This window comes from Micromonospora sp. WMMA1976 (assembly GCF_027497335.1).
GTDB classification, from domain to species: domain Bacteria; phylum Actinomycetota; class Actinomycetes; order Mycobacteriales; family Micromonosporaceae; genus Micromonospora; species Micromonospora aurantiaca.
Genome location: NZ_CP114912.1, coordinates 1,402,735 through 1,426,329, shown reverse-complemented (window position 1 = coordinate 1,426,329; position 23,595 = coordinate 1,402,735). Strand labels below are relative to the sequence as shown.

Sequence of the window (23,595 nt, the reverse complement as noted above, 5' to 3'; positions counted from 1 at the left end):
GCTGCGTATCACCGGGCGGCCATGCCCGTGGGGGGCCGGCTGATGTCATTGGACAGCGGAGGTCTGCATGCATGCGGTGGCGGCCGGCTGGCACGGCGAAGTGGCGCGGCCCGAGTGGATGTTCGCCCGGGCACAACCACACTCGCGCGCCTCGCGTTCGGGCCGGGGGGTCGACGCCCGGTCCGCCGATCGCCAGAATGACCCGGTGCCGCCGCGACCCGCTCCCGGACGCCACCAGGCGACCTCCGCCGAGGCCAGCCACTCCGACCAGCTGATCCGCCTGCTGTACGCCGAGCACGCCGGCCCGTTGCTGATGTTCGTGATGCGGCTGACCGGCGGGGACCGGCAGCGCGCCGAGGACATCGTGCAGGAGACGCTGCTGCGGGCGTGGCGTAACGCGCACCGGCTCGGCGTGCAGGGCCAGGGCTCGCTGCGCCCGTGGCTGGTCACCGTGGCCCGGCGGATCGCCATCGACGAGCACCGCAGCGAGCAGGCCCGCCCGCCCGAGACGTACGACCGGGATCTCACCATGTTCGCCGAGTCGGACAGCACCGACCGGGTGCTGCGCACGATGACCGTCGCGGACGCGCTGCGTACGCTGAGCCAGTCGCACCGGGAGATCCTGGTGGCGACGTACTTCCGGGGACGCACCGTGCCGGAGGCGGCCGAGGAGCTGGGGCTTCCGCTGGGCACCGCCAAGTCGCGGGTCTACTACGCGCTGCGCGCGCTGCGCACGGCTCTGCAGGAGAGGGGGGTGACCGAATGAGCCGGGCCGATCACATGGACGTCGCCGCGTACGCGCTCGGCGTGCTGGACGCGCAGGACGCGGAGCGGTTCGAGGAGCATCTGGCCACCTGCTGGGCCTGCGCTGCGGAACTGGAGACGATGGTCCCGGTGGTGGGGCTGCTCTCCGGCATCGACGGCGAGGCGATGGCCGCGCTGGAGCAGACGCATACCGATCCGGCGCTGCTGGACCGGACGCTGGTGGCGGTACGGCGGGACCGGCGTCGTACCCGGGTGCGGCAGTTGCTGGCGACAGCGGCCGCAGTGGTGGTGTTCGGCGGCCTGAGCGGGGTCGCCGCCGGGATGCTCGGCGACGATCCCGCGCCGCCGCAGGCGGTGCCGACGCAGGCCGCGCCGAGCGTCGCGCCGAGCGGCGAGCCGGGCAACCCGAACGACCCGGGCGTCGGCGGGGAGCCGATCGAGGGCGACCAGCACAACGCGACCGACCCGGGGACGGGCGTGCAGACCACGATGTGGCTGGCCCGCAAGGAGTACGGCACGCAGATCGCGGTGCAGCTCAGCCGCCTGCCGGGGCCGCGCACGTGCCGGCTGGTGGTGGTCCGCAAGGACGCCACCAGCGAGGTGATCTCCAGCTGGTCGGTGCCGGTCGGCGGCTACGGAACGAACCAGAACCAGCTTCCGCTACAGCTGAGCGCGTCCACGTGGACCTCGGTGCGAGACATCGACAAGCTCCAGGTGCAGTCGGTCGACGCGAACGGGGTGGCCAGCACGCTGGTGACGGTGGACGACATCTGATCGAACGCGAAGCGGCGCCGGGTGGCTGAGCCACCCGGCGCCGTCGTGTCGTGCCCGGCCGACGGACCCCCTCGTGCTGACGCACGCAGCGGGACGCCCATCGGTTCAATCGGTCCACTGTGAAATGTGCCACCGTTGCCGGTTCAACCTTGACAGTGCCGCACCCGTACTACTCGGCGAACTGCCAAGAACGAGGAGGGCACGTGGCACACCACAAGCGGACGACCGTCATCGTCGCGAGCGCGATGGTCGCACTTACGGCCTGCGCCCCAGCAGGCTACAACGGGGCGAACTCGGGCGCGGCCGAGCCGGTCGCCGTCGCCGCGGCCGAACCCACCGCGGCGGCCGAACCGGAGGCGTCGGCGGCTCCCGAGGAGGAGCCGGTAGCGGACAAGGCGCCCCCGGCCAACGTGAAGATCACGGACGAGCTGGTCGGCAAGAAGCTGCCCCGGATGGGCCGCGTCGTCACCGACCAGGACGGCTGGGTGCTGTACCGGTTCGACAAGGACTCCGACGACCCGCCGCAGTCCAACTGCGTGGACAAGTGCGCCGAGGTCTGGCCGCCGTCGCTCACCGACGGCAACCCGAAGCTGCAGGGCGTCTCCGACGACAAGGTCGGCACCATCACCCGCCAGGACGGCACGCGGCAGCTCACCATCGGCGGCTGGCCGGTCTACCGCTACATCGGCGACAAGAAGCCCGGCCAGTGGAAGGGCCAGGGCGTCGGCGGCACCTGGTTCGTGGTCGACCCGAACGGCAAGAAGAACCTGACCTGCCTGCCGACCGGCACGCCCAAGGCGGTCGCGCCGCCCGCGGCCGGCAGCTCCTCCGGTGGCGGCTCGGACTACTCGTACTGACGCACCAGGACACGGTGACCGGTCGCCGCCGGGGAGGGCACGGCCGGTCACCGTCGTGAACCCCGGGAGGCGGGCCGCACCGGCATCGGCCCGCCTCCCGGCCGGGCGTGCCCGGCGTCACGGCCCGGCCGCGTGGCAGAGTGGCCTGGTGACCTCGCCCGACGCCCGCCGTACGCTGCGCCCGCCGGCCGGCTACCGCCTGGCCCCGTCGGTGCGGGCGCTCACGTTCAGCCCGTACGACCCGTGCGCGCGGATCGCCGCCGGCACATTCTGGTGGGCCACCCGCACCCCGGACGGCCCGGCCACGCTGGCGCTGCGCCCGGAAGCGGGGGAGCTGACCGCCGAGGGGTACGGCCCGGGCGCCGGCTGGGTGGTTGAGCGGGCCGACCGGATCGCCGGACTGTGCGACGACCTGACCGGGTTCGCCGCGCTCGCCGCCACGCATCCGCTGGTGGCCCGCCTCGCGCACACGCACCACGGGCTGCGGATGCCGGCCACCGGCCAGATCTTCCCCCGGTTGCTGCGGGCCGTCTTCGAGCAGAAGGTCACCGGCAAGGAGGCGTACCGGGCGTACGCCGCCACCGTGCGGCACTTCCGCGAGCCCGCCCCCGGCCCGCTGCAACCCCTGCTGCTGCCGCCGGAGCCCGCCGCCGTGACGGCCACGCCGTACTGGGTGTTCCACCCGTTCGGAGTCGAGCAGCGGCGCGCCGACACGCTGCGCCGCGCGGCGGCCGTCGCGGACCGGCTGGAACGCTGCGCCGACTCCGCCGAGGCCACCCGGCGGCTCACCGCGCTCCCCGGCATCGGGCCGTGGACCGCCGCCGAGGTGGTGCGCATCGCGTACGGGGACCCGGACGCGGTGAGCGTCGGCGACTACCACGTGCCGAACACCGTCGCCTGGGCGCTGGCCGGGGAGCCGCGCGGCGACGACGCCCGGATGCTGGCGCTGCTGGAGCCGTTCCGGGGGCACCGCGGCCGGGTGTGCGTGCTGCTGGAGGCGGCGGGCGTGCAGGCGCCGAAGTACGGCCCGCGCGCCCCGATCCGCTCCTTCGCCCGCTACTGACCGCTCAGCGCCGCCGGCACAGCCGCCGCAGCGTCCGCCCCAGCCACCAGGCGTACGCCCGCTGGAAACCCGTCACGACCGGCCCGCCGGCCCGCACGTACCACTGCGCCGGGCGGCTGAACGCGGTCACCTCGAACCAGACTCCGTCGGCGCCCCGGGTCACCAGGAACGCCTCCTCACCGACCTCCGGGTGCCCGGGCAGCGTGCCGTAGCCGAACCCGGCCCGGTCCGGCTCGTCCACCGTCCACACCACCTCGGTCGGGCCCCACAGCCGCACCGGGCCGACACCGACCCCCGGCGTGACACGTACCCCGGGGGCGGCGCGCGGCGCGTCCGCGCGCATCACCACGCCCGCGGCGCGGTGCAGCCGCCAGCCCAGCACCGCGTCCGCCGCCAGCGGGAAACCGCCGTCCGGCAGCCGGACGCGGTGGCGCAGGTGGTGGTAACCGGCCGGCAGGGCGCCGTCGCGGGTCGCGCCCACCTCCGGGTACGTCAGCTCCGGCACGCCTGTCACCTCCACGCTCATGGGAACACCCCCGCCAGCGTACGGCTGCCCGGGAGCGCTGTGGTGTGCTGAGCCGGTGACCGACGTGACCATCGCCGCCGCCGGCCTCGCCGACGCCGGGGAGATCCTCACCGTGCAGCGTGCCGCGTACCTGGTGGAGGCGCAGCGCTACCGCGACGTGTTCCTGCCGCCGCTGACCGAGACGCTGGACGAGGTACGGGCGGCGCTTGCCGGGCCGGACGTGGTGCTCGCCGCCCGGCGCGGCACCCGCCTGGTCGGCTCGGTACGCGCCCGCCTCGACGGCGAGACCGCCCACGTGGGCCGCCTCTCGGTCGCCCCCGACCAGCAGGGCCAGGGCGTCGGCGGGCGGCTGCTGGACGCCGTCGAACAGGCGTGCGCCGGCCGAGTGACCCGGTTCGCGCTGTTCACCGGCGCGGACAGCGCGGCGAACCTGTCCCTGTACGCGGGCCGCGGCTACCGGGTGGTGGCGCACCGCCCGGACGAGAACGGCAACCGCCTCGCCGTGCTGGAGAAGACGGTCAGTCCCGCTCACAGCGGCGCCTGAGCCCGTCCGCCTCCTGCCGCAGGTAGCGGCGCATGGTGGAGCCGCCGAGCAGTCCGATCAGCCAGGCCAGCGGACCGGTCTGCGCCAGGATCAGCTCGGCCCGGGTGCGCCCGTCCTCCAGCGGGATCAGCCGGTGCTCACCCCGGGTGCGCACGCCGGGGCTCGCCGACTCCCAGGCGAACGAGTACGGCGGATAGATCTCCACGACCCGCCACACGGCCGGGCGCAGCCGGGGCTGCTCCAGCCGGGCCGTCGAGCCGAGGAGCAGCGGACCGGGCTCCAGCCGACGGGCGGCGGTGACCGACGGCGTCCACTCGGGCCAACGTTCGACGTCGCTCTGCACCGCCCAGACCCGCTCGACGTCGGCGGCGATCTCGACGGACTCGGTGAACCGCATCGGCGTTCCTCCCCCGTGGACGGTCCCCCCAGGCTATGCCCGCGCTCCGCTCCCGCGCCGCCCCACCCGCCGCCCCTCGCCCCGCTCGCCCGCTCGCGTCGATCTTGGAGTTGTGGCGCCCAGGATGTCCGTTCGGCGGGATTTGCGAGGTGCCACAACTCCAAGATCGGCGGTTCGCCGGCCGGCCGGAGGGTCAGGCGGCTTCGTGGAGGTCGGCCAGGGTGACCGGGGCGTAGCGCTTCAGCAGGCGCTCCAGCTCGGTGACCGAGCCGACCTCGCCGAGGACGTTCACGCCGCCGCCGTGCTCGGGCGGATAGCGGTGCGCCAGCCGGTAGCGGTAGCGGCCGCGGATCAACTCGACGCTGACCCGCCAGCGCCCACAGCATCCGCAACTCCACTCCGGCACGCCGCGACGGTAGCTCTGGCCTGCGGTTTCACCATTCGGGCGGCGGTGACGAACGCGACCGGTACGGGACACGCCGCCCGGCCACCGGCGGTGATCTGCGCCACCACTGTCGGTGGGGTCTGGTTGACTGGTCGCCGTGGACCTGCCGATCAACCCTCCGGTCGAGCCGATGCTCGCCAAGAGCGTGGCCGAGTTGCCCAGCGATGCCGGCCTGACCTACGAGCCGAAGTGGGACGGCTTCCGCTGCATCGTGTTCCGTGACGGCGACGAGGTCGAGCTGGCCAGCCGGGGCGGAAAGTCGATGACGCGCTACTTCCCCGAGGTGGTCGAGCAGGCCCGCCGGCAGCTCCCGGCCCGCTGCGCGGTCGACGGCGAGCTGATTGTGATCCGGCGCGACGGCCCGGGCGGGCACCCGCGGCTCGACTTCGAGCTGCTGGCCCAGCGCATCCATCCGGCCGCCTCCCGGGTGAAGCTGCTGGCCGAGACCACCCCGGCCGACTTCGTCGCGTTCGACCTGCTGGCGATCGACGACGAGCTGCTCATCGACCAGCCCTATCCGCAGCGGCGGGAGCGGCTGGAGCAGGCGTTGTCCGGGGTGCGCCCGCCGGTGCACGTGACCCAGGTGACCACCGACCCGGAGACGGCCCGCCGCTGGTTCGACGTGTTCGAGGGCGCCGGGCTCGACGGGCTGATCGTCAAGCCGGCCGACCTGCCGTACGAGCCGGGCAAGCGGCTCATGTCCAAGGTCAAGCACGCCCGCACGATGGACGCGGTGGTGGCCGGTTTCCGCTGGCACAAGTCCGGGCCGGTGGTCGGCTCGCTGCTGCTCGGCCTCTACGACGACGACGGCGTGCTGCACCACATCGGCGTCAGCTCCTCGTTCACGATGGCCCGCCGCAAGGAGCTGCTCGACGAGCTGGAGCCCTACCGCGACGTCGGCGGCGAGCACCCGTGGGTGCACGGCGACCACGAGCGGGGTCAGCGCATCCCGGGCGGGGTGAGCCGGTGGACCGGCGGCAAGAACCTGGAGTGGGAGCCGCTACGCCCGGCGCTGGTGGTCGAGGTGGCGTACGACGCGATGGAGGGCGACCGGCTGCGGCACACCGCCCGGTTCCTGCGCTGGCGTCCCGACCGTGATCCCCGCTCCTGCGACTACGGCCAGCTCGACCGCCCGATCCGTTACGACGTCGACGAGGTGCTGCGCGGCGATCCGGCGGCGACGGTCGGTGACACCCGCGGCCGGGCGTAGCCTGACGGTCGACACGATCATGGAGGGCGCCCACGTGACCCGCTTACCCGACCGGACCCGCCGGTTCCGGCCCGTCCTGGCCGCGTTCGTCGCGGCGGTGGTGCTCACCGCCGGCTGCACGCTGCCGGCGTTCGCCCCGCGCGCCGAGAGCGAGGGCGAGGCCGCCCCGCCGGGTACCGCACCGGAGTGGCGGGCCTGCCCGGAGGTGCCCGACGAGCTGGTCGGCCGGGGCGCGGCGGACATGCGCTACGACTGCGCCCGGATCGCGGTGCCACGCAACTGGGGCACCGGGGCCACCACCGGCGCGACCGCCGGGCCGGGCGCCGGTGAGACGTTCGAGATCGCGCTGATCCGGGCCCGCTCGACCAAGCAGCGCGACCGGATCGGCTCACTGGTGATCAACCCGGGCGGTCCCGGCGCGTCCGGCGTCGACACCGCCGTCTACCTGTCCTTCGGCCCGGCGTTCGGCGGCCTGCCGACGGCGATCACCGACCGGTTCGACATCGTCGGCTTCGACCCGCGCGGGGTGGCCCGGTCCAGCCCGGTCAAGTGCATCTCCGACGCCGACCTGGACGCCAGCTTCGGCTACGACCCCGACCCGGAGAGCCAGTCGTCGTTCGACGGCTTCGTCGGGCTCAACCGGCGCATCGGCGAGCGGTGCGGCGCGAAGTACGGCGACCAGCTCCCGCTCTACGGCACCGAGCAGGCCGCGCGGGACATGGACGCGGTCCGCGCGGCGGTCGGTGACGACAAGCTGACCTATCTCGGCTACTCGTACGGCACGCTGCTCGGCGCGACCTACGCGCAGCTCTACCCGCAGCGGGTGCGCGCCCTGGTGCTCGACGGCGCGGTCGACCCGCAGCAGAAGCTGATCGCCGGGTCGGAGAGCCAGGCGAAGGGCTTCGAGCGGGCGTTCGACAACTTCGCCGACTGGTGCGCGGCGAACGCCGGCCGCTGCCCGATCGCCCCGGACGCCCGGGGCGCGGTCACCGACGCGATCGCCAAGGCGAAGGTCTCCCCGGTCCGCGCGCAGGACGGCCGCAAGGCCACCGCCGGCTGGGTCTTCTACGCGGTGATCTCGTCGCTCTACACCGAGCAGGGCTGGCAGGAGCTGGCCCGGTCGATCGACGACCTGCAGGGCGGTGACCCGGACGGCGTGTTCAAGCTGGCCGACTCGTACGCGGGCCGCGAGCCGGACGGGCACTACTCCAACCTGTTCGACGCCAACCTGGCTGTCAACTGCGCCGACGAGACCGAGAAGCCGTCCCGTGAGCAGGTCCGCTCGTTGCAGTCGCAGTGGCGGCAGAAGTACCCGCTGTTCGGCCCCGCGCTGGCGGTGGGCATGCTGGGCTGCGTGGAGTGGCCCGGCGAGCGGGATCCGTACCCGACCGGCCGGGCGAACGGCGCGCCGCCGATCCTGGTCGTCGGCACCACCGGTGACCCGGCCACGCCGTACGAGCAGACGCCGGCGCTCGCGTCGATGCTCGGTGTGGGGCGGGTGCTGACCTGGGAGGGCGAGGGGCACACCGCCTACCCGCAGACGTCGTGCGTGACCTCGGCGGTCGACGCGTACCTGATCTCGCTCACCGTCCCCCGGGAGGGGCTGCGCTGCCCCGCCCGGTGACGGTCCGTCCGGCGAAGGGGTCCGGATGTCGGCTGCGGCCCAGGCCCGCCGGGCGCCGCCGATCGACGGCGCCCGGGGTGCCGCAGACCGGCGGCCCGGTCAGCCGGCGGCCGGGGGCGTCCAGCCCTCCGGGATGTGCCCGATGCGCACCCGCTGGGGGTGGTCGCCGACCGGGACGCTCGCGACCTTCTGGCCGGTCGCGAAGTTGATCGCGGTGACCTGGTCCGCGCCGGATTCGGAGATCACGCAGTCCCGGCCGTCCCCGCTGACGGTGGCCCAGTACGGCTTGCTCGCCGGCACCAGCGGCCCCTCGCGCAGCGTGGCCCGGTCCAGCACCGTGGCGTAGTCGTCCACGGTGCCGGCGACGCAGATCCGGGTGCCGTCGGGGCTCATCGACAGGCCGTGGTGGCGGGAGTCGTTGACCCAGGTGGTGCGGTCCTCGCTGGTGGCCGGGTTCTTCGGCAGCGTGGCGACGCGGGTGACCCGGTCGGTGGCCACGTCGTACTCGACGACGCCGTTGAAGAAGGACACCTGGAAGTAGAGCCGGCTGCCGTCGGGGGTGAACACGGCGGGACGGACCGCGTCGGAGAGGTCCCGGCGGCCGGCGGCGTCCAGCCGGTCCCGCATGTCGATCACCTTGACCACCTGGTACGTGCTGGTGTCGGCGACGGTGATCCGCCGGTCGCCCTTGGTCCAGTCGAGCCACGGCGCGTCCAGGTCGGTGTTCACCTCGCCGATGGACATGTTCCACAGCCGGGTGCCGCCGTCGGTGTAGATGTTCTCGTGCGGCTTGTCACCGGCGCCGAACGAGCCGAGTTGCGCACCGGTGCGGATGTCCAGCACGTGCACCGTGTTGGAGGTGGAGGCGGAGACCGCGACGCGGGTGCCGTCCGGCGAGACGGCCATGTGGTCGGCGCGGTAACCGGAGACCGGGAACCGCCAGCGCAGCGCGCCGGTGGCCAGGTCGATCGAGACGACGTCGGCGAAGCTGGGCCGGGACACCACGAGCGCGGTGCCGTCCGGCGTGGTGTACATGTCGTCGATGAGCTGGTCGTGGCCCTCCCCCGGGCCCTGCCGGATGCCGAGGAAGAACGCCAGCTTGATCGGGTTGAGGTAGATCTCGCGCAGCCGCGCGGCGCGGTCCGGGATCACGTTGATCCGGCCGAGCCTGGCGTAGTCGCCGCGGGACCGGATCACGTCGGCGGTGCCGTCCCAGTTGTTGCCGACGAACATCACCTCCTGGAGCGCTGCGGCGGCGGCCGGCGCGGGCGCGGTCACGAGCGGCGTCGGCGCGACCAGGGCGAGCGCGGCCAGCACGGCCAGGCCGGCACGGCGGCGGGTACGGGACGGGTGCTGTGGCACGGGTGTCATGGATGCCTCCTGGCAGCCGGTACGACATCGACGTTTCTCAGTGGCGCGAGCGGTGTTACCTTGCGGTAACAACCAGGAGAGCAACCGGCCGCCCGCCCGGGCTAGGGACCCGACGCCAACGCCCGCGCGGCCCGGTTGTGCCGCGTCGACAACCGGAGGGCGGCGGACGCCGATGACCCGGATCGGACAGGCCCCGACGTTCGGCGCGCTGCTGCGCGACCTGTCCGCCGATCCGGCCGCCGTCGACGAGGTGGCGCGGGCGGCCCGCGCGGACTCCCCCGAGGTGGCCCGGCTGCCGGCCGACGAGGTACGCCGCCAGGTCGTGCTGCTGCTGACGAGCGGCCTGGGCGCGCTGGAACGCCGTGAGGACCCGGCCGGACGCGACTTCGCCGAGGCCCGCCGGCTGGGCGCGGACCGGGCCGCGCAGGGCGTCTCGGTGGCCGGGCTGCTGCGCGGGGTGCAGGCCGGGCGGGACCGCGCGGTGGAGCTGGTGGTCCGGCACGGGCGGGCCGCCGGCATCCCGGACGAGGTGCTGCTGGAAGGGCTGCTCACCATCGGCCGGTATGCCGCGGCGGTGGAGCGGGCGGTGGTCGACGGGCACCGCGGCGCTGAGCGGGAGCTGGCCGGTACCGGCGCGGCGGCTCGGGCGCACCTGCTGCGGCGGTTGCTGCGCGACGGCCCCGCGGGCCTGTCCCCGGCCGAGCTGACCCGGTTCGGGCTGCGGCCGGACGGGCGCTATCACTGCCTGGTTGCCGCGCCACCGGACCCGGTCCGGGCGTACGCGCTGCACCGGCAGCTCACCGCGCGGGGCGGCCTGCTCGGCACGGTCGGGGACCGGCTGGCCGGGCTGCTGCCGCGACCGCCCGACGCCGTACCGGCCGACCTGCTGACGCTTGTGGCGCCCGCGCAGCCACTGGCGCGGGCCCCGGACATGTACGCGCTCTGCGTGGCGGCCCTCGCCACGGCGGCGAACCGGCGGCTGCGCGGGCTGCGTCAGGTCACCGACCTGGCCGGGGAGACCGCGCTCGCCGCCCAGCCGCTGCTGGCCGAGCTGCTGCGCGGCACGCTGCTCGGCGCGCTCGACCCGGCCGACGAGTTCCACCGGGAGCTGGCGGGCACCGCGCTCGCCTGGCTGCACCACGGCCAGCGGCTGGACCAGACGGCCGCCGAGCTGCACGTCCACCCGAACACGGTGCGCTACCGGCTGCGGCGGCTGCGGGAGCTGACCGGCGGGCCGCCGGTCGAGGAGGGGGCGCGGTGCACGGTGCCGGAGACCGTGCACTGGTGGTGGGCGCTGCGCAGCTGGCTGGACGACCGCTGACCACGGACGGCGCAACCGGACGGCACGACCGGGCGAGGCGTCGGGACGCCGCCCGGGCCGCACCGGCGCGCGGCGATGTGCCAGGCTGGCCCGGTGACCGAGGTGATCTTCCGGGAGGCGGTTCGCGCCGACCTGCCCGCCGTGCTCGCGCTGCTCGCCGACGACGTGCTGGGCCGCACCCGCGACCTGCCCGAGGTGGACGAGGCGTACGAGCGGGCCTTCGCCGACCTCGACGCGGACCCGCGAAACCATCTGATCGTGGCCGACGACGGCGGGGAACTGGTGGGCTGTTTCCAGCTCACGTACATCCCCGGACTGGGCCGGCACGGCGCCGAACGCTGCCTGATCGAGTCGGTGCGGGTGCGCTCCGACCGGCGCGGCCGAGGGCTCGGCGGGACGATGATGCGCTGGGCGATCGACCGGGCCCGGGAGCACGGCTGCGCGCTGGTGCAGCTCACCACCGACAAGCAGCGCGCCGACGCGCACCGGTTCTACCGTGACCTGGGCTTCGTGGCCAGCCACGAGGGCATGAAGCTGGCGCTCTGACCCGGGCGCGACCCGCCGCAACCCGGCACCGGGCCGCCGCCCGAAGGCGCGCGGCCCGGCACCCGGATCAGTCCTCCGACATCAGCCGGCCGTCGCGCAGTGTGAGCGTACGGTCGGCCAGCTCGATCAGCGCCGGGTCGTGCGTGGCGACCAGTGCGGTCATGCCCCGGGCGTGCACCACAGCGCGCAGCAGGTCCATGATCGACCGCCCGGTCTCGGAGTCGAGCTGACCGGTCGGCTCGTCGGCGATCAGCAGGTCCGGCTCGTTCGCCAGCGCCCGGGCCACCGCCACCCGCTGCTGCTGGCCGCCGGACAGCTCGTACGGGCGCTGCGCCGCGTGCCCACCCAGCCCGACGAGTTCCAGCAGCACCGCCACCCGCTGCTCCCGCTCGGCCGCCGGCACCTTCGCCAGCCGCAGCGGCACCCCGACGTTCTCCGCCGCGGACAGGATCGGCACCAGGCCGAACGTCTGGAACACGAACCCGATGGTGCCCCGGCGCAGCGACAGCAGCTCCCGCTCACCCGCGGCGGTGACGTCGTGCCCGGCCACCCGGATCCGCCCGGCGTCCGGCCGGTCCAGGCCGCCGACCAGGTTCAGCAGCGTGGTCTTGCCGGCGCCGGAGCGGCCCCGGACGGCGACCAGCTCGCCGCGTCCGGCAGTGAACGAGACGTCCCGTACGGCGTGCACGGCGTGCTCCCCCTTGCCGAAGGTGCGGCTCACCCCCTCGACCCGGACCACGTCGTCGACGGCCGTCCCCGGCTCCGCCGGCAGCACCACTGTCTGGTCGGTCATCACTCACTCTCCTCGGCGTGCGTCCGGTCGCCGGGGCGCACCTCGACGTGGTCGGGTTCCAGGTTGAGCCGGACCCGGTCGCGCAGGGACAGCGCCTCCACGAACTGCGCCGGCAGTTGCATCCGGCCGGTGCGGTCGAGCACCGCGTACTCCTCGCTGACCATCTCGGTGCCGCCGTCGGCGGTGACGCGCGCGGTCCGGCGTACCTCGGAGGCGGTGCGGCCGTCGCGGATCGCGACGGTACGGCGGACCTGGCCGGCCACGGCGTGGTCGTGGGTGACCACCACGATGGTGACCCCCAGTTCGGCGTTGATGGTGCGCAGCGCGGCGAAGACCTCGGCGCCGGTGGCCTCGTCCAGCTCACCTGTCGGCTCGTCGGCGAAGAGGATCTCCGGGTCGTTGGCGACCGCCACGGCGACCGCGCAGCGCTGCTGCTCGCCGCCGCTCATCTGGCCCGGCCGGCGGTCCGCGCAGTAGCCGACGCCCACCATGTCCAGCAGCTCACGGGCCCGTTCCCGCCGGTTGCGTCCCCCGCCGGCCCGCCCGGCCAGCTTCATCGGCAGTTCCACGTTCTCCAGCGCGGTCAGATACGGCAGCAGGTTGCGGCCGGTCTGCTGCCAGATGAACCCGACCACGTCCCGCCGGTACGCGAGCCGCCGCTTGTTCGACAGCGACAGCAGGTCGTAGTCGGCGACCCGGGCGATGCCGGCGGTCGGGGTGTCCAGCCCGGACAGGATGTTCAGCAGCGTCGACTTGCCGGAGCCGGACGCGCCGACGATCGCGACCAGCTCACCCCGGTCGATGACCAGGTCGAGGCCCTGGAGCGCGACGACCTCGACGCCCTCGGTCTTGAAGATGCGCACCAGGCCGTCGCAGACGATGTGCCCGCGCAGCCGGTCGCGCCCACCGGCCCGTTCGGCGGCCCGCTGGGCGGCCCGCTGTTGCAGCGACGCCAGGTCCGGTACGGCAGACGACGGTTCGTCACGCGGCGTGAGACGCGCCGGGCCCGGGTGGCCGGAAGCGGTCGCGGTCATGTCAGCTCTCCTCTCCGAGCCGCAGCACCTCGCCGAGGCGCAACCGGCGGTTGTTCACGGCTTCCACGGTGATCGCGAAGCCGAGGGCCAGCATGGCCAGGACCGACACCCCGGCCACCAGGCCGGGTTCGAAACTCGGGCGCACCTCCACGCCCCCGGTGAAGGCGGGCAGGCCGAGCACCGGTGTGAGCAGCAGCGGCAGCAACGCGCCGACCACCGCCCCGGTGAGCACCGACACCAGCACCAGCGGCGTCAGCTCCACCATCAGCAGTCCGCGCCACTGCCGGCGGGACAGGCCCATCGTGCGCAGCCGGGACAGCACCTGCCCGCGCGAGCGGGCCCCGGCGAGCACCGCGAGCGCGAGCCCGAGCAGCCCCAGCGCGGCGCCGCCTCCGGCACCGAGCACGAAGCCGAACACCAGCAGGCCGTTCACGCCGGTGCCGCCCAGGTCGGCGCGGACGGCCGCCCGGGTCGTCACCTCCGGCGCGCGGGCCTTGTCCCCGGCGTCGACACCGCCGATGCGCAGGTAGCGCCGCTGCCCGTCCCGCGCCACCCGGTCCACCTCGGCCGCGTCCACGCCGGACCCGGCGAGCACGAAACCGGTGGGCGCGAGCTGGTGCGGCGCGTCGGCCGGCAACGCCGGCCACGGCAGCACCACGAACCGGCGTACGCCCTCGCCGACGAGCGCGAACCCGTCGACCGTGGCGGCGGTCCGCACCGGCAGCCGGTTGCCCTGCACGTCCAGCCAGGCGGGCCGCTCGCCCCGGGCGTCGGCGAGCCCGGCGTCGGCCAGTTCCTCGGCCACCGCCGGGGACACGAGCGCCGGCAGCGGCGTGCTCCCGTCGGCGCGGGCCCGCACCGGGTCGGGCACGTCCACCGGTACGCCGGCCTGCCGTGCCACGTCGGCGAACCGCTCCCCGTCCACGAGCACCACGCGCAGCTCGGTGATCGGGGCGGGGCGTCCGGCGCGGTCGGAGTACGGGCGTTCGGCCGGCACGGTGAGCAGCGGCGCGACGGCGCGTACCCCGGGCAGTCCGGCCAGCTTCTCCGCGGTGTCCGGCGTGAAGCGCTCCCCGCGTACCAGCAGGTCACCGGGCACGGCCTGGGCGGCGGCGGTGTCCCGGCCGGTCTCGATGCCGGTCGCCACCACGCCGCAGAACGCGGCGGTGGCGACGGCGAGCACCACCACGACCAGCGGCCCGGTGCTCGCGGCCCGGCCCGCGCGGGCGGTGCCGAGGAACGCGACGCTGCCGCGCGCCCGGGCGGCGACGCGGCTGACCAGCCGCAACGGCCAGGGGTACGCGCGCAGCGCCAGCAGCGCCGCCGCGATCGCCAGCAGCACCGGCACGGAGACCAGCAGCGGGTCCACCGAGCCGGCGGTGAGCCCGCGGCGGCGCAGCAGGAACGCGCCGAGCACGGCGAGCCCGAGCACCACCACCTCGACGGTGAGCCGGACGGCGGGCGACCGGCCGCCCAGGTCGGCGCGGCCACCGGCCCGGCGGCCGACGGCGAGCGCGGCGAGCGGCGGCAGCAGCGTGGCCAGGAGCCCGGCGAGCACCACCCAGCGCCACGACGCCCCGGTGCCGGGCAGCAGCCCGCCGAGCAGCCAGCCGACCCCGGCCGCGGCCGGCAGCACCAGCAGCGACTCGGCCAGGCCGCGGCGCAGCACCGCGCCGGTCGAACCGCCGCGGGCCCGGATCAGGTGGAACTCGGCGCGGCGGCGGCGCGCGGCCAGCCGGGCGGCCAGCAGCGTCAGCCCGGCCAGCGTGGCGAGCAGCCCGGCCGCGATGACGGCGAGCAGGGTACGCGCGGCGGCCAGCGAGTCGGCGAAGCGCCGCAGCGGGATGTCCACGCCCTGGCTGAGCGTCGCCACGGCGGGACGGGTGCGCTCCAGCCCGTCGACACCGGCGATGAGCGCGTCGAGGCGGCCCGGTTCGAGCCGGTCCGGGGCGATCCGGTACCGCCAGCCGAAGCTCACCGGCCAGCCGGTCGCGACGGCCTCGTCGACGCCACCGTCGGCGGTGTAGGCGACGCCCACGAACGGGTCGCCGTCGCCCTCGGGCGGGGTGAGCTTCAGCATCGACGGCAGCGTGTCCCAGACGCCGTCGGCCGGGTCGTTCGGCCGCCACACGCCGACCAGTGCGACAGGGAGGGACTTGAGCACGTTGTCGTCCTGGTCGAGGATCAGGAGCAGGAACCGGTCGCCGGTCTTCACGCCGAGCGTGCCGGCGATCGTCTCGGCGAGCGTCACCTCGACCGCGCCGGCCGGGGTGATCCCGCTTTCCGGCCACCGCCCGTCGACCAGGGTGGTGGCCTCCTTGATGCCGGTTCCGGCGCGCAGGTGCAGGTCGATGAGCCCTTTCTCGGGGGCCAGCGCCGGGCCGCGCAGCCGTCCGGGCACGGTCTGGGCGACGTACCAGCGCTGGCCGACGGTGTCCCGGACCACGCCGGGCATCGTGTTCTCGATCCGCGCCAGCTCGGCCGCGTGACCGGTCACGGCGGTCCTGGTCGTCGGCGGGAACGCGGTCGGCCCGGTGCTGTAGGTGAGATCCCGGCGGGCCACCGGCTGTCCGGCCACGTACTCGGTGAGCCCCTGCCCGGTCAGCCGGTCGGCGACCCGGGGCACGCCGGTGATCAGCAGGGCGGTCACCAGGGTCAGGACGGCGAGCAGCAGGAACTGTCCCCCGTACGCGCGAACCCGGCGCGCGGCACCAGGAAGGCTCATCGTTCTCCTCCGATCCGGAGCTGCGCGGCGGCGACCCGCTGGCGGATGCCGGTGGTGATGAGGGCGGCGAAGGCGAGCGCGGCGAGCAGCAGCCCGGCGGCCGTCGCCCCGATCGGCACCCACGGCACTGTGAAGGCCGCCTCGGGCACCGGCCGGCCGGCGGCCGGGGTGAGGATCACCAGCGGCACCATGGTGGCCGCGACGAGGGCGCCGACGAGCATGCCGACGCCGACGCCGATCGCGGCCAGGAACGTCTGTTCCGCGAGGTACGCGCGAGCCAGCAGGCGGGTGTTCGCGCCGAGCGTGTTGAACACGGCGAACTCGGTGAGCCGGCGCCGGGTGGTGGCCCAGACGTCGACCGCCAGGCCGACCAGGGCGAGCAGCACCGAGCCGAGCGCGGCGGCCAGCAGCCCGGTGCGCGCGCCCTGCCAGTACGGATCCTCCGCGGCCTCGGCGGCCACCGCCCGCCGGTCCAGCAGCACCGTGCCGCCGGTCGGGGCGAGCGCGTCAGCGGCGGCGGTGTGCCCGCCGGGCGTGGTGCCCAGCCACCACTCGGCCACCGGCCGGACGCCGCCGCTGCGTTCGAGGAGCTGCGTGGTGGCGGTGGGCAGGTCCACCAGCACCCCGTCGCCCCCGGTGCCGGGGATCGCGGCGACCTGGCCGACCACAGTTACCTCGAGCGTCACCTCGGCCACCGACAGCTTGACGGTGTCGCCGGTCTTGACGCTCATCGCGGCGGCCACACCCGGGGTGACGAGCACCGGCACCGGGCGGTCCGGCGCCTGCGGCACCAGCGCGAACCGGGACGAGGGCACCCGGGCGAACTGCAACAGCCCGGCTGGCACGTCGAAGCTCTGCGTCCCGTCGATCCGGGTCGGGCTCGCCTTGGCGGTGCCGCGTGGCCCGGAGCCCGGGTCGATCACCCGCCACGACCCCTCCACCGGCACCGGCAGGGCCGCTCCGGCGGCGTCGGTGAGCCGCAGCTCGTCCAGGAGCAGCCGGTACGAGTTGCCGCTGGCGTCGCCGCCGTCCGCCTCGAAGCCGGCCAGGCGCAGCGGGGCACCGCCGCTGTCCGGCAGCTTCGCCGAGAAGCGCACCGGCTTTCCGTCGCCGCCGGCCTCGGCCAGCCTGACCCGCCAGGTGGCCCCGGCGTCGGTGGTGAACAACGCGGTCACCGCCACCTGCGGCCGGTCGAACATGCTCTCGACCGGGGTGCGGACGGTGCCGGACAGCGTCTTCGCCCTCTCGGGCAGGACGCCGCCGGCCGGCGCGGTCCGGCCGTCGGCGAGCCGGTCCAGCAGCGCCGCCGTGGACGCGTCGCCGCCGGTGTCGTCGAGCCGGATCATCCCCTTCGCGGCGGCGGCGTCGAGCGCCACCACAGTCGCCGGCCGGGCCTCACGGCCCACCCGTACGTCGTCGCGCCAGGCGGGCAGCACCCGGTCCACTCCGGGCACGGCGGCCAGCTGGGCGGCCCGGTCCGCGGGGGCGGTGCCGTCCCGTTCGGTCAGCCGCAGGTCCGCGCCGACTGTGTGCTGCGCCTGGTCGCGCTGCGAGCGTTCCCAGGAGGCGACCAGCGACCAGGCGAGCGTGCTGCCGCCGACGGCGAGCGCGAGCAGCAGCACCGGGCCGGCGTGCGGGCGGCGGCCCGCCTGCCACATGCCGAACATGGTGGCGTTCCACGTCCGCCGGTCGACGAAACGTTCCGCGAGCCGGGTGGTCGGGGGCAGCAGCCGCAGCGCGATCACCGCGCCGGCCAGCACGCCGATGGTGGGCGCGGCGGCCAGCAGCGGATCGATGCCGAGGCTGCCGTTCGCGCCTGCGAGCGGCGAGGAGTACTGCCGCAGCTGCGTCCAGGCGAGCACTGCGAGCGCCACCAGCGCCACGTCCACGCTCGCCCGCTGCACGGCCGCGCTCCGGGAGGGGCGGGACCGGGCGGCCATGTCGGCGACGTACGTGCCGGCCCGGCGCATCGCCGGCAGCACCATGGCGAGCAGGCAGCCCACCGCCGCGCCGACCGCCACCACCCACACCCGGGCCAGGTCGCCGTCGGCCAGCCCCAGGTCCGCGCCCAGGTAGTGGATCGCCTGCCCGGTCAGCGCCGGAGCCAGCAGCAGCGCCGGCGCCACCACGAGCGTCGCCTCGCGTACGGCCAGCCCGGCGATCTGCCCCCGGGCGGCGCCCCGGGCCCGCAGCAGCGCGGTCTGCGCCCGCCGGTCCTCGTTCAGCAGCGCGGCCACCAGCACCAGCGCGTACCCGCCGAGCACCACGATCAGCAGCAGCGGGGTGAGCAGCGCGGACCGGCCCACCAGGTCGGCCCGGCTGAGCCGGTCGACGAGCCGGTCCAGGTGGCTGACCTGCTGTGTCGAGGAGCCCAGGCCGGTGGCTTCGGGCAGCTTCCCGGTGATCTCGTCCAGCGCCGTGGTCACGGCGGGCAGCCGGGCCGGCTCGACCGCCACCAGGTCGGGGTCGACCACCCAGGCCGCCGAGGTGGAGCCCCGGAAGGTACGCGCGAAGTCAGCCGGGTCCAGCGCGAACGGCCCGTACGAGGTGATCTCCGCGTCGCCCTGGCTCTCCCCCACCCCCGGGGCGAGACGCCAGTACGCCTCGGCGGCGTCCCGGGGCCGCCACGTGCCCACGACCACCACGGTGCCGGCGCGCTCCGCGCCCCTGTCGTACAGCGGCACCCGCTCCCCGACCTCCAGGCTCAGTTGCGCGGCCACCTTCTCCGGCAACGTCACCTGCAACGGGTTGCTGCCGGGCACCGGCCACGCCCCGGCGGCCAGCTCGGCGTGCGCCGGCAGGTCGTCGAGCGTGGCCAGGTTGGCGAACATCGGGTCGTCGTCGATCCGAGCGGCGCCCACGTCACCGGTCAGCTCCCGCCCGGTCCCGGAGCGGGTCGCGGCCACGGTGACCGGAGCGCCACCGAGCCCGTTCGCGAACTGCTCCCGTACCGCCCGGTCCCGCTCGGCGAACGCGGCGGCGTCGGCACCGCCGGAGCCGCTGATCAGCAGGCTGCGCTCCTCGGCCGGGGCGGCGTCGAGCACCGCCCGCGCGCCCGCCTCGACCGCCCGGCGGTTGTAGTCGGAGAGCCCGGTGACAAGCGCGACCGCGACGAGTGCCGCGACAGCGGCGGCGAGCAGCAGCCCACGGGCCTCTATCGCCCGCCTCCACACCAGCTTCATCCGACGTCCTCTCCTGGCCCCGGCGGGCCGATGCCGAGAAAGAGCAGTGACGCCCGGCAAAAGGTTCGCGCCCGTTACATGATCGTTATCGGCCCCCCGGCATCCCCGGAACCGGGAGGCACCACGCCGTGACCGTTGGCTGCTCGGGAAACCCCCGCACGAAGCCGTACGCTGGGTCCGCTCGGCCCCCGGAAGGACCGCGATGTCTGATCTTGACCAGACCCCCGAGGATGCCGCCCGGGAGGCGGGACTCCGCGAGGTCTCCGAGGTGCTGCTCAACATCGAGCAGGCGATCAGGAGAACCCAACGGGCGCAGCGCACGGTGTCCATGACGGTCGGGTGCGACGATCTCGCCCGGATGCTGGACACCGCTGCACGCAACCTGGAAATCGCCCGCAAGGACCTGTTTCAGGGCGTCTACTTCTCAGCGGACTCGCCCAAACTTTTCTGACCAAACGCTGACGTGCGTGGAGAGGGGCCGGCGTTCGTCGGCGGTAGGAAGTCCTCCGGCGGAGCACCCCCACGTGCGTGGGGAGGACTGGCGGCGGTCTGGGATGCCGCCCTGGCCGAACGGAGCACCCCCACGTGCGTAAGGTCAAGATCCTTGTCCTCCCCCCGTACGTGGGGGTGCTCCGGTGCCCGCCGGGCAGCGGACGTCCGGGCTGGTGTCCTCCCTACGCGCGTGGGGGTGCTCCGTCAACGTGCTCCAGCCCCAGACCCCAGATCTCGTCCTCCCCACGCATGTGGAGGTACTCCGTGGCCATGCAGCCCCGCCCTGCCCAACGCTGCTTCGATCGCTTCGGCCGGGGCCGGGCCAACGGCATGGGCGGCGGGCCTGGTGCCGAGTTGGATGGCACCAGACCCGCCGCCCATCAAGTTCAGGCCCGGTCGTTCAAGCGGCCCGTGCGAATCGCGCCGACGAACCGGGTCCAGGCCGTCGAGTCGAAGCTCAGCGCCGGCCCCTGCCGATCCTTGGTGTCCCGCACTCCGACCGCATCGGCGAAACCAGCCACCTCGACGCAATCGCCTTCACCGCCGGATCGGGACGACTTGCGCCACACTCCATCACGTCCCATCGGTCATCTCCTCAGCTATCGTCATCATCAGCTTGCGGGACTCATCAGCATCGAGCGCCCGTTCACCGAGCGAGCGCCATCCGTCCTCGTAGGTCTGGATCTCGTGAGCCTTGTCAAGGTATGCCGCGCCGCATGGACCGTCCATGTAGATGGTGGTCGGCTCCGGTTCCCGCACGTCGGTCGGGAAGTCGAGCATCGTGAAAGTTCCGGCCGACGCCCAGCGGTAGAGACCAGCGCTGAGTGGGAGCACCCGGATACGGATGTTGTGCTGTTGGCTCGCCACCACCAGGGCATCGATTTGCCTACCCATCGCCGACAGATCGCGCAGCGGTCGACGTAGCACCGCCTCATTCAGGATCACGTCTAGGTAGGGAGCTCGCGGCACTGCACGGGCCAGCAGCCGTTGCCGCCGCAGCCGGACGTCCACCTTCGCTTGCCGCTCCGCGTCACTCAACTGCGGGTTGTCGGTAGCAATCACCTCGGTCATGTACTCGACGGTCTGCAGCAAGCCCGGTACCAAATTGGCCTCGTACTTGCGAATCTTCGTCGCGGCGGCTTCCAGGCCCACGTACAGCTTGAACCAGTCTTTGATTGCCTCCCCGTAGCTGTGCCACCAGCCGTGCGCCTTGGTTTCCCGGGCCAGAGCGCGCATGGTTTCGATGGTTTCTCGCGACGCGCCGTAAACGCGGCACATGGCCTCCACGTCGTTCGGGTGCATCGGCACCTGGCCCGTTTCGTAACGCCAGATCCGGGGCGCCGACCATTCCAGTTCCTTGGCCGCCGCGGTCACCGTGACGTGCGCGCCTTCGCGAAGTTCTCTCAGATATCTGCCGAGCTGCCTACGCGGGACGGTGCTTCCCGAGTCGTCCACGTCATCTCCTTTGGTGTTGTCGCGTAAGGCACCTCATCCCTTGGTCTGCATTCTGCCGCGAAAGATTGTCCCGGGCCAGAGGTGAATTGACCATTGTGGCGCCCGCCGGGGACGCGGCGGGTTCGCGGGGACGGATGCCTTTCCCCGAAACCTCATCCCGGCATCCGTCCCCGCACCTGGCGCCGATCTCCAAAGGAGAGTCATGGACTCGATCGATCGCATCCTGGGCGACATTCCGCTTCCGCCCTACGTCACCGCCGAGGATGTCACCTTCGCGGTCCGGGCGATCACCGTGCACGCCCCCGAGCAGTGGCCCGAGGGACCGCGCTGCCGCAACGACCGGGCGCCCCACCCGTGCCGGCTGCACCGCTGGGGCCGGCGGGTGCTCGACCTGCGCGGGCTCACCGACCGGCAGATCCTCACGCTCGTCGCCGAGCAGACGGCACCCGTGCGGTGATCTACGTGACCGGGGAACGCCTGCTTCCGCACCACGTCCGCGCCGCCTTCTTCGACCGGCGCTGGCGGGGCCTCGACCCGGCCCAGGTACGCGACCACCTCGACCGTGTGGCCGACGAACTCGATCGGCTGAGCCGTGAGCTGGTCACCACGCGGACCGAGGCCGAACGCGTCCGCCAGGCGCTGCGGCAGTGGCAGTCCCAGCACCGCGCCTGTCGTCTCCGTGACCCGGACGCCCCGCCGGGCGGGTGGCCACGATGACCGCACAGCGCTGGATCATCCACCTGCCCACCACGCTGACCAGCGCCGACGAGGCAGCAGCCCTCGCGGTGACGCTGCGCGACTCGCTCGGCCACGTCACGGTTCTCGACTTCGGCGAGACCACGCTGAGCGAGGAGGACAGCCAGTTCGTGCGTACCCGGGTCTGGTGCGACGCCCGGCTCGACGGCGCCGGCCGGTGCGGCCACCGCAACGACCACGGCGGCCCTTGCAGCGCGTGACCCGGTGCCCGGCGCACGCCGTCAGGGGCGGGGGCGGGGGCGGTCGCGGTCCTTGGACGGCTGGACCCGCTTCGGCTCGCCGGGCATCTTCGGGTATTCCGGCGGGTAGGGCAGGTCGCCCAGCCCGTCGGTGGCGTCCCGCTCGGCCCACTCCAGCAGCGGTGTGATGTCCCACGGGGCGTCGTCGATGCCGGCGTGCGGGTCGCCGCGCTCGGCGAACCGGGCCGGCACCGTGCCCAGGTGGAAGTCGTCCGGGTCGACCTCGGGCAGCTCGTCCCAGTCGACGGGGGTGGAGACGGTGGCGCGGGCGTTGGCGCGCAGCGAGTACGCGCAGGCGATGGTGCGGTCCCGCGCCGTCTGGTTGAAGTCGACGAACACGCGCTCGCCGCGCTCCTCCTTCCACCAGGCGGTGGTGACCAGCTCGGGGCGGCGGCGTTCCAGTTCCCGGGCCAGCGCGATGGTGGCGCGGCGGACCTCCACGAACGTCCAGCGCGGCTGGATGCGCAGATAGACGTGCACGCCCCGGCCGCCGGAGGTCTTCGGCCAGCCGGGCACGCCCAGCTCGTCGAGCAGACCGCGCAGCTCACCGGTGGCGGTCACCGCGTCGGCGAAGTCGGTCCCGGGCTGCGGGTCGAGGTCGACGCGCAGCTCGTCGGGGCGGTCGGTGTCGGCGGCGCGCACCGGCCACGGGTGGAACACCACGGTGCCCATCTGCGCGGCCCAGGCCACGTGCGCCAGGTCGGCCGGGCACAGCTCGTCGGCCTTACGCCCGCTCGGGAACGCGATCTGCGCGGTGCGGACCCACGGCGGCACGCCCCGTGCGGGTATCCGCTTCTGGAAGAACATCTCCCCCTCGATGCCGTCGGGGAAGCGCTGGAGCGTGGTGGGCCGGTCGCGCAGGGCGCGCATGATCCCGTCGCCGACTGCGACGTAGTAGCGGAAGACGTCGGCCTTGGTGAAGCCGCGCTGCGGGAAGATCACCCGATCGGGGCTGCTCAGCCGCACCGCGCGCCCGGCTACCTCGATCTCCTCGACCCCACCCCTGCCCGCCATCACGCGACCATATGCGATGCCACCGACACCCGACGTACCGTGAAGGGGTGAGTCTTTCCGACAACGAACTGCCCCGTACCGAGGACGAATGGCGCGTCCGGCTGAGCCCCGAGGAGTTCCGGGTGCTCCGCGAGGCCGGCACCGAGGCGCCCTGGACCGGTGAGTACGTCGACACCAAGACCCCCGGCGTCTACCACTGCCGGGCCTGCGGGCTGGAACTGTTCCGCAGCGACGACAAGTTCGACTCGCACTGCGGCTGGCCGAGCTTCGACGACGCCATCCCGGGCGCGGTCAAGGAGATCCCGGACAACACGCTCGGGATGCGGCGCGTGGAGATCCGCTGCGCGCGCTGCGACAGCCACCTCGGGCACGTCTTCGAGGGTGAGGGCTTCACCCCGAAGGACACCCGGCACTGCGTCAACTCGATCTCGGTGCGGCTGGAGCCCAGCGCCGGCTGACGAC

At 74.1% G+C, this 23,595-nt stretch carries 25 protein-coding genes; 14 read left to right on the top strand and 11 right to left on the bottom strand.

What is annotated here, in order from left to right; translation table 11 throughout:
* Window positions 1-67: 67 nt before the first annotated feature.
* From O7546_RS06775 to O7546_RS06760, 4 genes are all read left to right on the top strand, one after another.
* Window positions 68-766: a sigma-70 family RNA polymerase sigma factor gene (locus tag O7546_RS06775; RefSeq protein ID WP_047893132.1), complete on the top strand. Its 699-nt coding sequence runs from the start codon at window positions 68-70 to the stop codon at window positions 764-766.
* Window positions 763-1,539: a zf-HC2 domain-containing protein gene (locus O7546_RS06770; protein ID WP_194803269.1), complete on the top strand. Its 777-nt coding sequence runs from the start codon at window positions 763-765 to the stop codon at window positions 1,537-1,539. Before O7546_RS06775 ends, O7546_RS06770 begins: the two co-directional genes overlap by 4 nt.
* A gap of 203 nt (window positions 1,540-1,742) precedes the next feature.
* On the top strand, window positions 1,743-2,396 hold the full coding sequence (locus O7546_RS06765) for a lipoprotein (protein ID WP_047893130.1): 654 nt from the start codon (window positions 1,743-1,745) through the stop codon (window positions 2,394-2,396).
* Between the two features lie 148 nt (window positions 2,397-2,544).
* Complete coding sequence (locus O7546_RS06760; protein ID WP_194803270.1) at window positions 2,545-3,459, top strand: DNA-3-methyladenine glycosylase 2 family protein; 915 nt, start codon at window positions 2,545-2,547, stop codon at window positions 3,457-3,459.
* 4 nt (window positions 3,460-3,463) lie between these two features.
* Here O7546_RS06760 and O7546_RS06755 read toward each other — a convergent pair whose 3' ends face one another.
* Complete coding sequence (locus O7546_RS06755; RefSeq protein WP_194803271.1) at window positions 3,464-3,985, bottom strand: DUF1990 domain-containing protein; 522 nt, start codon at window positions 3,983-3,985, stop codon at window positions 3,464-3,466.
* Between the two features lie 55 nt (window positions 3,986-4,040).
* Here O7546_RS06755 and O7546_RS06750 point away from each other — a divergent pair, with 55 nt between their 5' ends.
* The gene (locus tag O7546_RS06750; protein ID WP_194803272.1) at window positions 4,041-4,529 is read left to right on the top strand and encodes a GNAT family N-acetyltransferase; all 489 of its coding nucleotides are present in this window, start codon (window positions 4,041-4,043) and stop codon (window positions 4,527-4,529) included.
* Here the strand turns inward: O7546_RS06750 and O7546_RS06745 are convergent.
* Both O7546_RS06745 and O7546_RS06740 read right to left on the bottom strand, forming a co-directional pair.
* The gene (locus tag O7546_RS06745; RefSeq protein ID WP_194803273.1) at window positions 4,504-4,926 is read right to left on the bottom strand and encodes an SRPBCC family protein; all 423 of its coding nucleotides are present in this window, start codon (window positions 4,924-4,926) and stop codon (window positions 4,504-4,506) included. The genes O7546_RS06750 and O7546_RS06745 overlap by 26 nt on opposite strands.
* Window positions 4,927-5,119: 193 nt before the next feature.
* Window positions 5,120-5,332, bottom strand: coding sequence for a hypothetical protein (locus O7546_RS06740; protein WP_194803274.1), 213 nt, complete (start codon window positions 5,330-5,332; stop codon window positions 5,120-5,122).
* A 136-nt stretch (window positions 5,333-5,468) separates the two neighbouring features.
* Between O7546_RS06740 and O7546_RS06735 the strand changes: the two genes are divergently transcribed.
* Both O7546_RS06735 and O7546_RS06730 read left to right on the top strand, forming a co-directional pair.
* Window positions 5,469-6,581 (top strand): ATP-dependent DNA ligase, encoded by a 1,113-nt coding sequence (locus tag O7546_RS06735; protein WP_269696377.1) that lies wholly within the window; start codon window positions 5,469-5,471, stop codon window positions 6,579-6,581.
* A gap of 34 nt (window positions 6,582-6,615) precedes the next feature.
* Window positions 6,616-8,205, top strand: a complete 1,590-nt coding sequence (locus O7546_RS06730; protein ID WP_269696376.1) for an alpha/beta hydrolase — start codon at window positions 6,616-6,618, stop codon at window positions 8,203-8,205.
* 99 nt (window positions 8,206-8,304) lie between these two features.
* Here O7546_RS06730 and O7546_RS06725 read toward each other — a convergent pair whose 3' ends face one another.
* Window positions 8,305-9,576, bottom strand: coding sequence for a YncE family protein (locus O7546_RS06725; protein WP_269696375.1), 1,272 nt, complete (start codon window positions 9,574-9,576; stop codon window positions 8,305-8,307).
* Between the two features lie 172 nt (window positions 9,577-9,748).
* On the opposite strand from O7546_RS06725, the gene O7546_RS06720 reads away from it, so the two are divergent.
* A complete protein-coding gene (locus O7546_RS06720; protein WP_194803278.1) occupies window positions 9,749-10,897 on the top strand; it encodes a helix-turn-helix domain-containing protein in 1,149 nt (382 codons plus the stop codon).
* Between the two features lie 93 nt (window positions 10,898-10,990).
* Window positions 10,991-11,443, top strand: a complete 453-nt coding sequence (locus O7546_RS06715) for a GNAT family N-acetyltransferase (protein WP_194803279.1) — start codon at window positions 10,991-10,993, stop codon at window positions 11,441-11,443.
* Window positions 11,444-11,510: 67 nt separating this feature from the next.
* Here O7546_RS06715 and O7546_RS06710 read toward each other — a convergent pair whose 3' ends face one another.
* From O7546_RS06710 to O7546_RS06695, 4 genes are read right to left on the bottom strand one after another with little or no spacing between them, the layout of a single operon-like run.
* The gene (locus tag O7546_RS06710; RefSeq protein ID WP_194803280.1) at window positions 11,511-12,236 is read right to left on the bottom strand and encodes an ABC transporter ATP-binding protein; all 726 of its coding nucleotides are present in this window, start codon (window positions 12,234-12,236) and stop codon (window positions 11,511-11,513) included.
* Window positions 12,236-13,270, bottom strand: a complete 1,035-nt coding sequence (locus tag O7546_RS06705; RefSeq protein WP_194803281.1) for an ABC transporter ATP-binding protein — start codon at window positions 13,268-13,270, stop codon at window positions 12,236-12,238. Before O7546_RS06705 ends, O7546_RS06710 begins: the two co-directional genes overlap by 1 nt.
* 1 nt (window position 13,271) lies before the next feature.
* Complete coding sequence (locus O7546_RS06700; protein WP_194803282.1) at window positions 13,272-15,995, bottom strand: FtsX-like permease family protein; 2,724 nt, start codon at window positions 15,993-15,995, stop codon at window positions 13,272-13,274.
* Window positions 15,992-19,177 carry an FtsX-like permease family protein gene (locus tag O7546_RS06695; RefSeq protein WP_194803283.1) on the bottom strand — a complete coding sequence of 1,062 codons (3,186 nt, stop codon included), beginning with the start codon at window positions 19,175-19,177 and terminating at the stop codon, window positions 15,992-15,994. Before O7546_RS06695 ends, O7546_RS06700 begins: the two co-directional genes overlap by 4 nt.
* 202 nt (window positions 19,178-19,379) lie before the next feature.
* Between O7546_RS06695 and O7546_RS06690 the strand changes: the two genes are divergently transcribed.
* Window positions 19,380-19,628, top strand: a complete 249-nt coding sequence (locus O7546_RS06690) for a hypothetical protein (RefSeq protein ID WP_194803284.1) — start codon at window positions 19,380-19,382, stop codon at window positions 19,626-19,628.
* 427 nt (window positions 19,629-20,055) lie between these two features.
* Here the strand turns inward: O7546_RS06690 and O7546_RS06685 are convergent, their stop codons facing one another.
* Window positions 20,056-20,238: a DUF397 domain-containing protein gene (locus O7546_RS06685; protein WP_194803286.1), complete on the bottom strand. Its 183-nt coding sequence runs from the start codon at window positions 20,236-20,238 to the stop codon at window positions 20,056-20,058.
* A 4-nt stretch (window positions 20,239-20,242) separates the two neighbouring features.
* Window positions 20,243-21,124, bottom strand: a complete 882-nt coding sequence (locus O7546_RS06680; protein ID WP_269696373.1) for a helix-turn-helix transcriptional regulator — start codon at window positions 21,122-21,124, stop codon at window positions 20,243-20,245.
* A gap of 202 nt (window positions 21,125-21,326) precedes the next feature.
* Here O7546_RS06680 and O7546_RS06675 point away from each other — a divergent pair, with 202 nt between their 5' ends.
* Genes O7546_RS06675 through O7546_RS06665 form a run of 3 tightly spaced genes read left to right on the top strand, consistent with a single transcriptional unit; the run spans window position 21,327 to window position 22,080 of the window.
* Window positions 21,327-21,581 (top strand): hypothetical protein, encoded by a 255-nt coding sequence (locus O7546_RS06675; RefSeq protein ID WP_281600607.1) that lies wholly within the window; start codon window positions 21,327-21,329, stop codon window positions 21,579-21,581.
* Window positions 21,578-21,841, top strand: coding sequence for a DivIVA domain-containing protein (locus O7546_RS06670; protein ID WP_194803030.1), 264 nt, complete (start codon window positions 21,578-21,580; stop codon window positions 21,839-21,841). Before O7546_RS06675 ends, O7546_RS06670 begins: the two co-directional genes overlap by 4 nt.
* Window positions 21,838-22,080 (top strand): hypothetical protein, encoded by a 243-nt coding sequence (locus O7546_RS06665; RefSeq protein WP_269696372.1) that lies wholly within the window; start codon window positions 21,838-21,840, stop codon window positions 22,078-22,080. The genes O7546_RS06670 and O7546_RS06665 overlap by 4 nt, the downstream gene beginning before the upstream one ends.
* A 21-nt stretch (window positions 22,081-22,101) precedes the next feature.
* Here the strand turns inward: O7546_RS06665 and ligD are convergent, their stop codons facing one another.
* Entirely contained in the window at window positions 22,102-23,133 is a 1,032-nt protein-coding gene (gene ligD / locus O7546_RS06660; protein WP_281600606.1) for a non-homologous end-joining DNA ligase, read from the bottom strand.
* Window positions 23,134-23,180: 47 nt separating this feature from the next.
* On the opposite strand from ligD, the gene msrB reads away from it, so the two are divergent.
* A complete protein-coding gene (msrB, locus tag O7546_RS06655) occupies window positions 23,181-23,591 on the top strand; it encodes a peptide-methionine (R)-S-oxide reductase MsrB (RefSeq protein ID WP_210898388.1) in 411 nt (136 codons plus the stop codon).
* Window positions 23,592-23,595: the final 4 nt, after the last annotated feature.

Bases quoted from the DNA above. Each gene is read 5' to 3' on its own strand.
- O7546_RS06775 (WP_047893132.1), top strand. From the start codon at position 68: ATGCATGCGGTGGCGGCCGGCTGGCACGGCGAAGTGGCGCGGCCCGAG.
- O7546_RS06770 (WP_194803269.1), top strand. From the start codon at position 763: ATGAGCCGGGCCGATCACATGGACGTCGCCGCGTACGCGCTCGGCGTG.
- O7546_RS06755 (WP_194803271.1), bottom strand. From the start codon at position 3,985: ATGAGCGTGGAGGTGACAGGCGTGCCGGAGCTGACGTACCCGGAGGTG.
- O7546_RS06745 (WP_194803273.1), bottom strand. From the start codon at position 4,926: ATGCGGTTCACCGAGTCCGTCGAGATCGCCGCCGACGTCGAGCGGGTC.
- O7546_RS06725 (WP_269696375.1), bottom strand. From the start codon at position 9,576: ATGACACCCGTGCCACAGCACCCGTCCCGTACCCGCCGCCGTGCCGGC.
- O7546_RS06720 (WP_194803278.1), top strand. From the start codon at position 9,749: ATGACCCGGATCGGACAGGCCCCGACGTTCGGCGCGCTGCTGCGCGAC.
- O7546_RS06710 (WP_194803280.1), bottom strand. From the start codon at position 12,236: ATGACCGACCAGACAGTGGTGCTGCCGGCGGAGCCGGGGACGGCCGTC.
- O7546_RS06705 (WP_194803281.1), bottom strand. From the start codon at position 13,270: ATGACCGCGACCGCTTCCGGCCACCCGGGCCCGGCGCGTCTCACGCCG.
- O7546_RS06700 (WP_194803282.1), bottom strand. From the start codon at position 15,995: ATGAGCCTTCCTGGTGCCGCGCGCCGGGTTCGCGCGTACGGGGGACAG.
- O7546_RS06695 (WP_194803283.1), bottom strand. From the start codon at position 19,177: ATGAAGCTGGTGTGGAGGCGGGCGATAGAGGCCCGTGGGCTGCTGCTC.
- O7546_RS06690 (WP_194803284.1), top strand. From the start codon at position 19,380: ATGTCTGATCTTGACCAGACCCCCGAGGATGCCGCCCGGGAGGCGGGA.
- O7546_RS06675 (WP_281600607.1), top strand. From the start codon at position 21,327: ATGGACTCGATCGATCGCATCCTGGGCGACATTCCGCTTCCGCCCTAC.
- O7546_RS06665 (WP_269696372.1), top strand. From the start codon at position 21,838: ATGACCGCACAGCGCTGGATCATCCACCTGCCCACCACGCTGACCAGC.
- ligD (WP_281600606.1), bottom strand. From the start codon at position 23,133: ATGGCGGGCAGGGGTGGGGTCGAGGAGATCGAGGTAGCCGGGCGCGCG.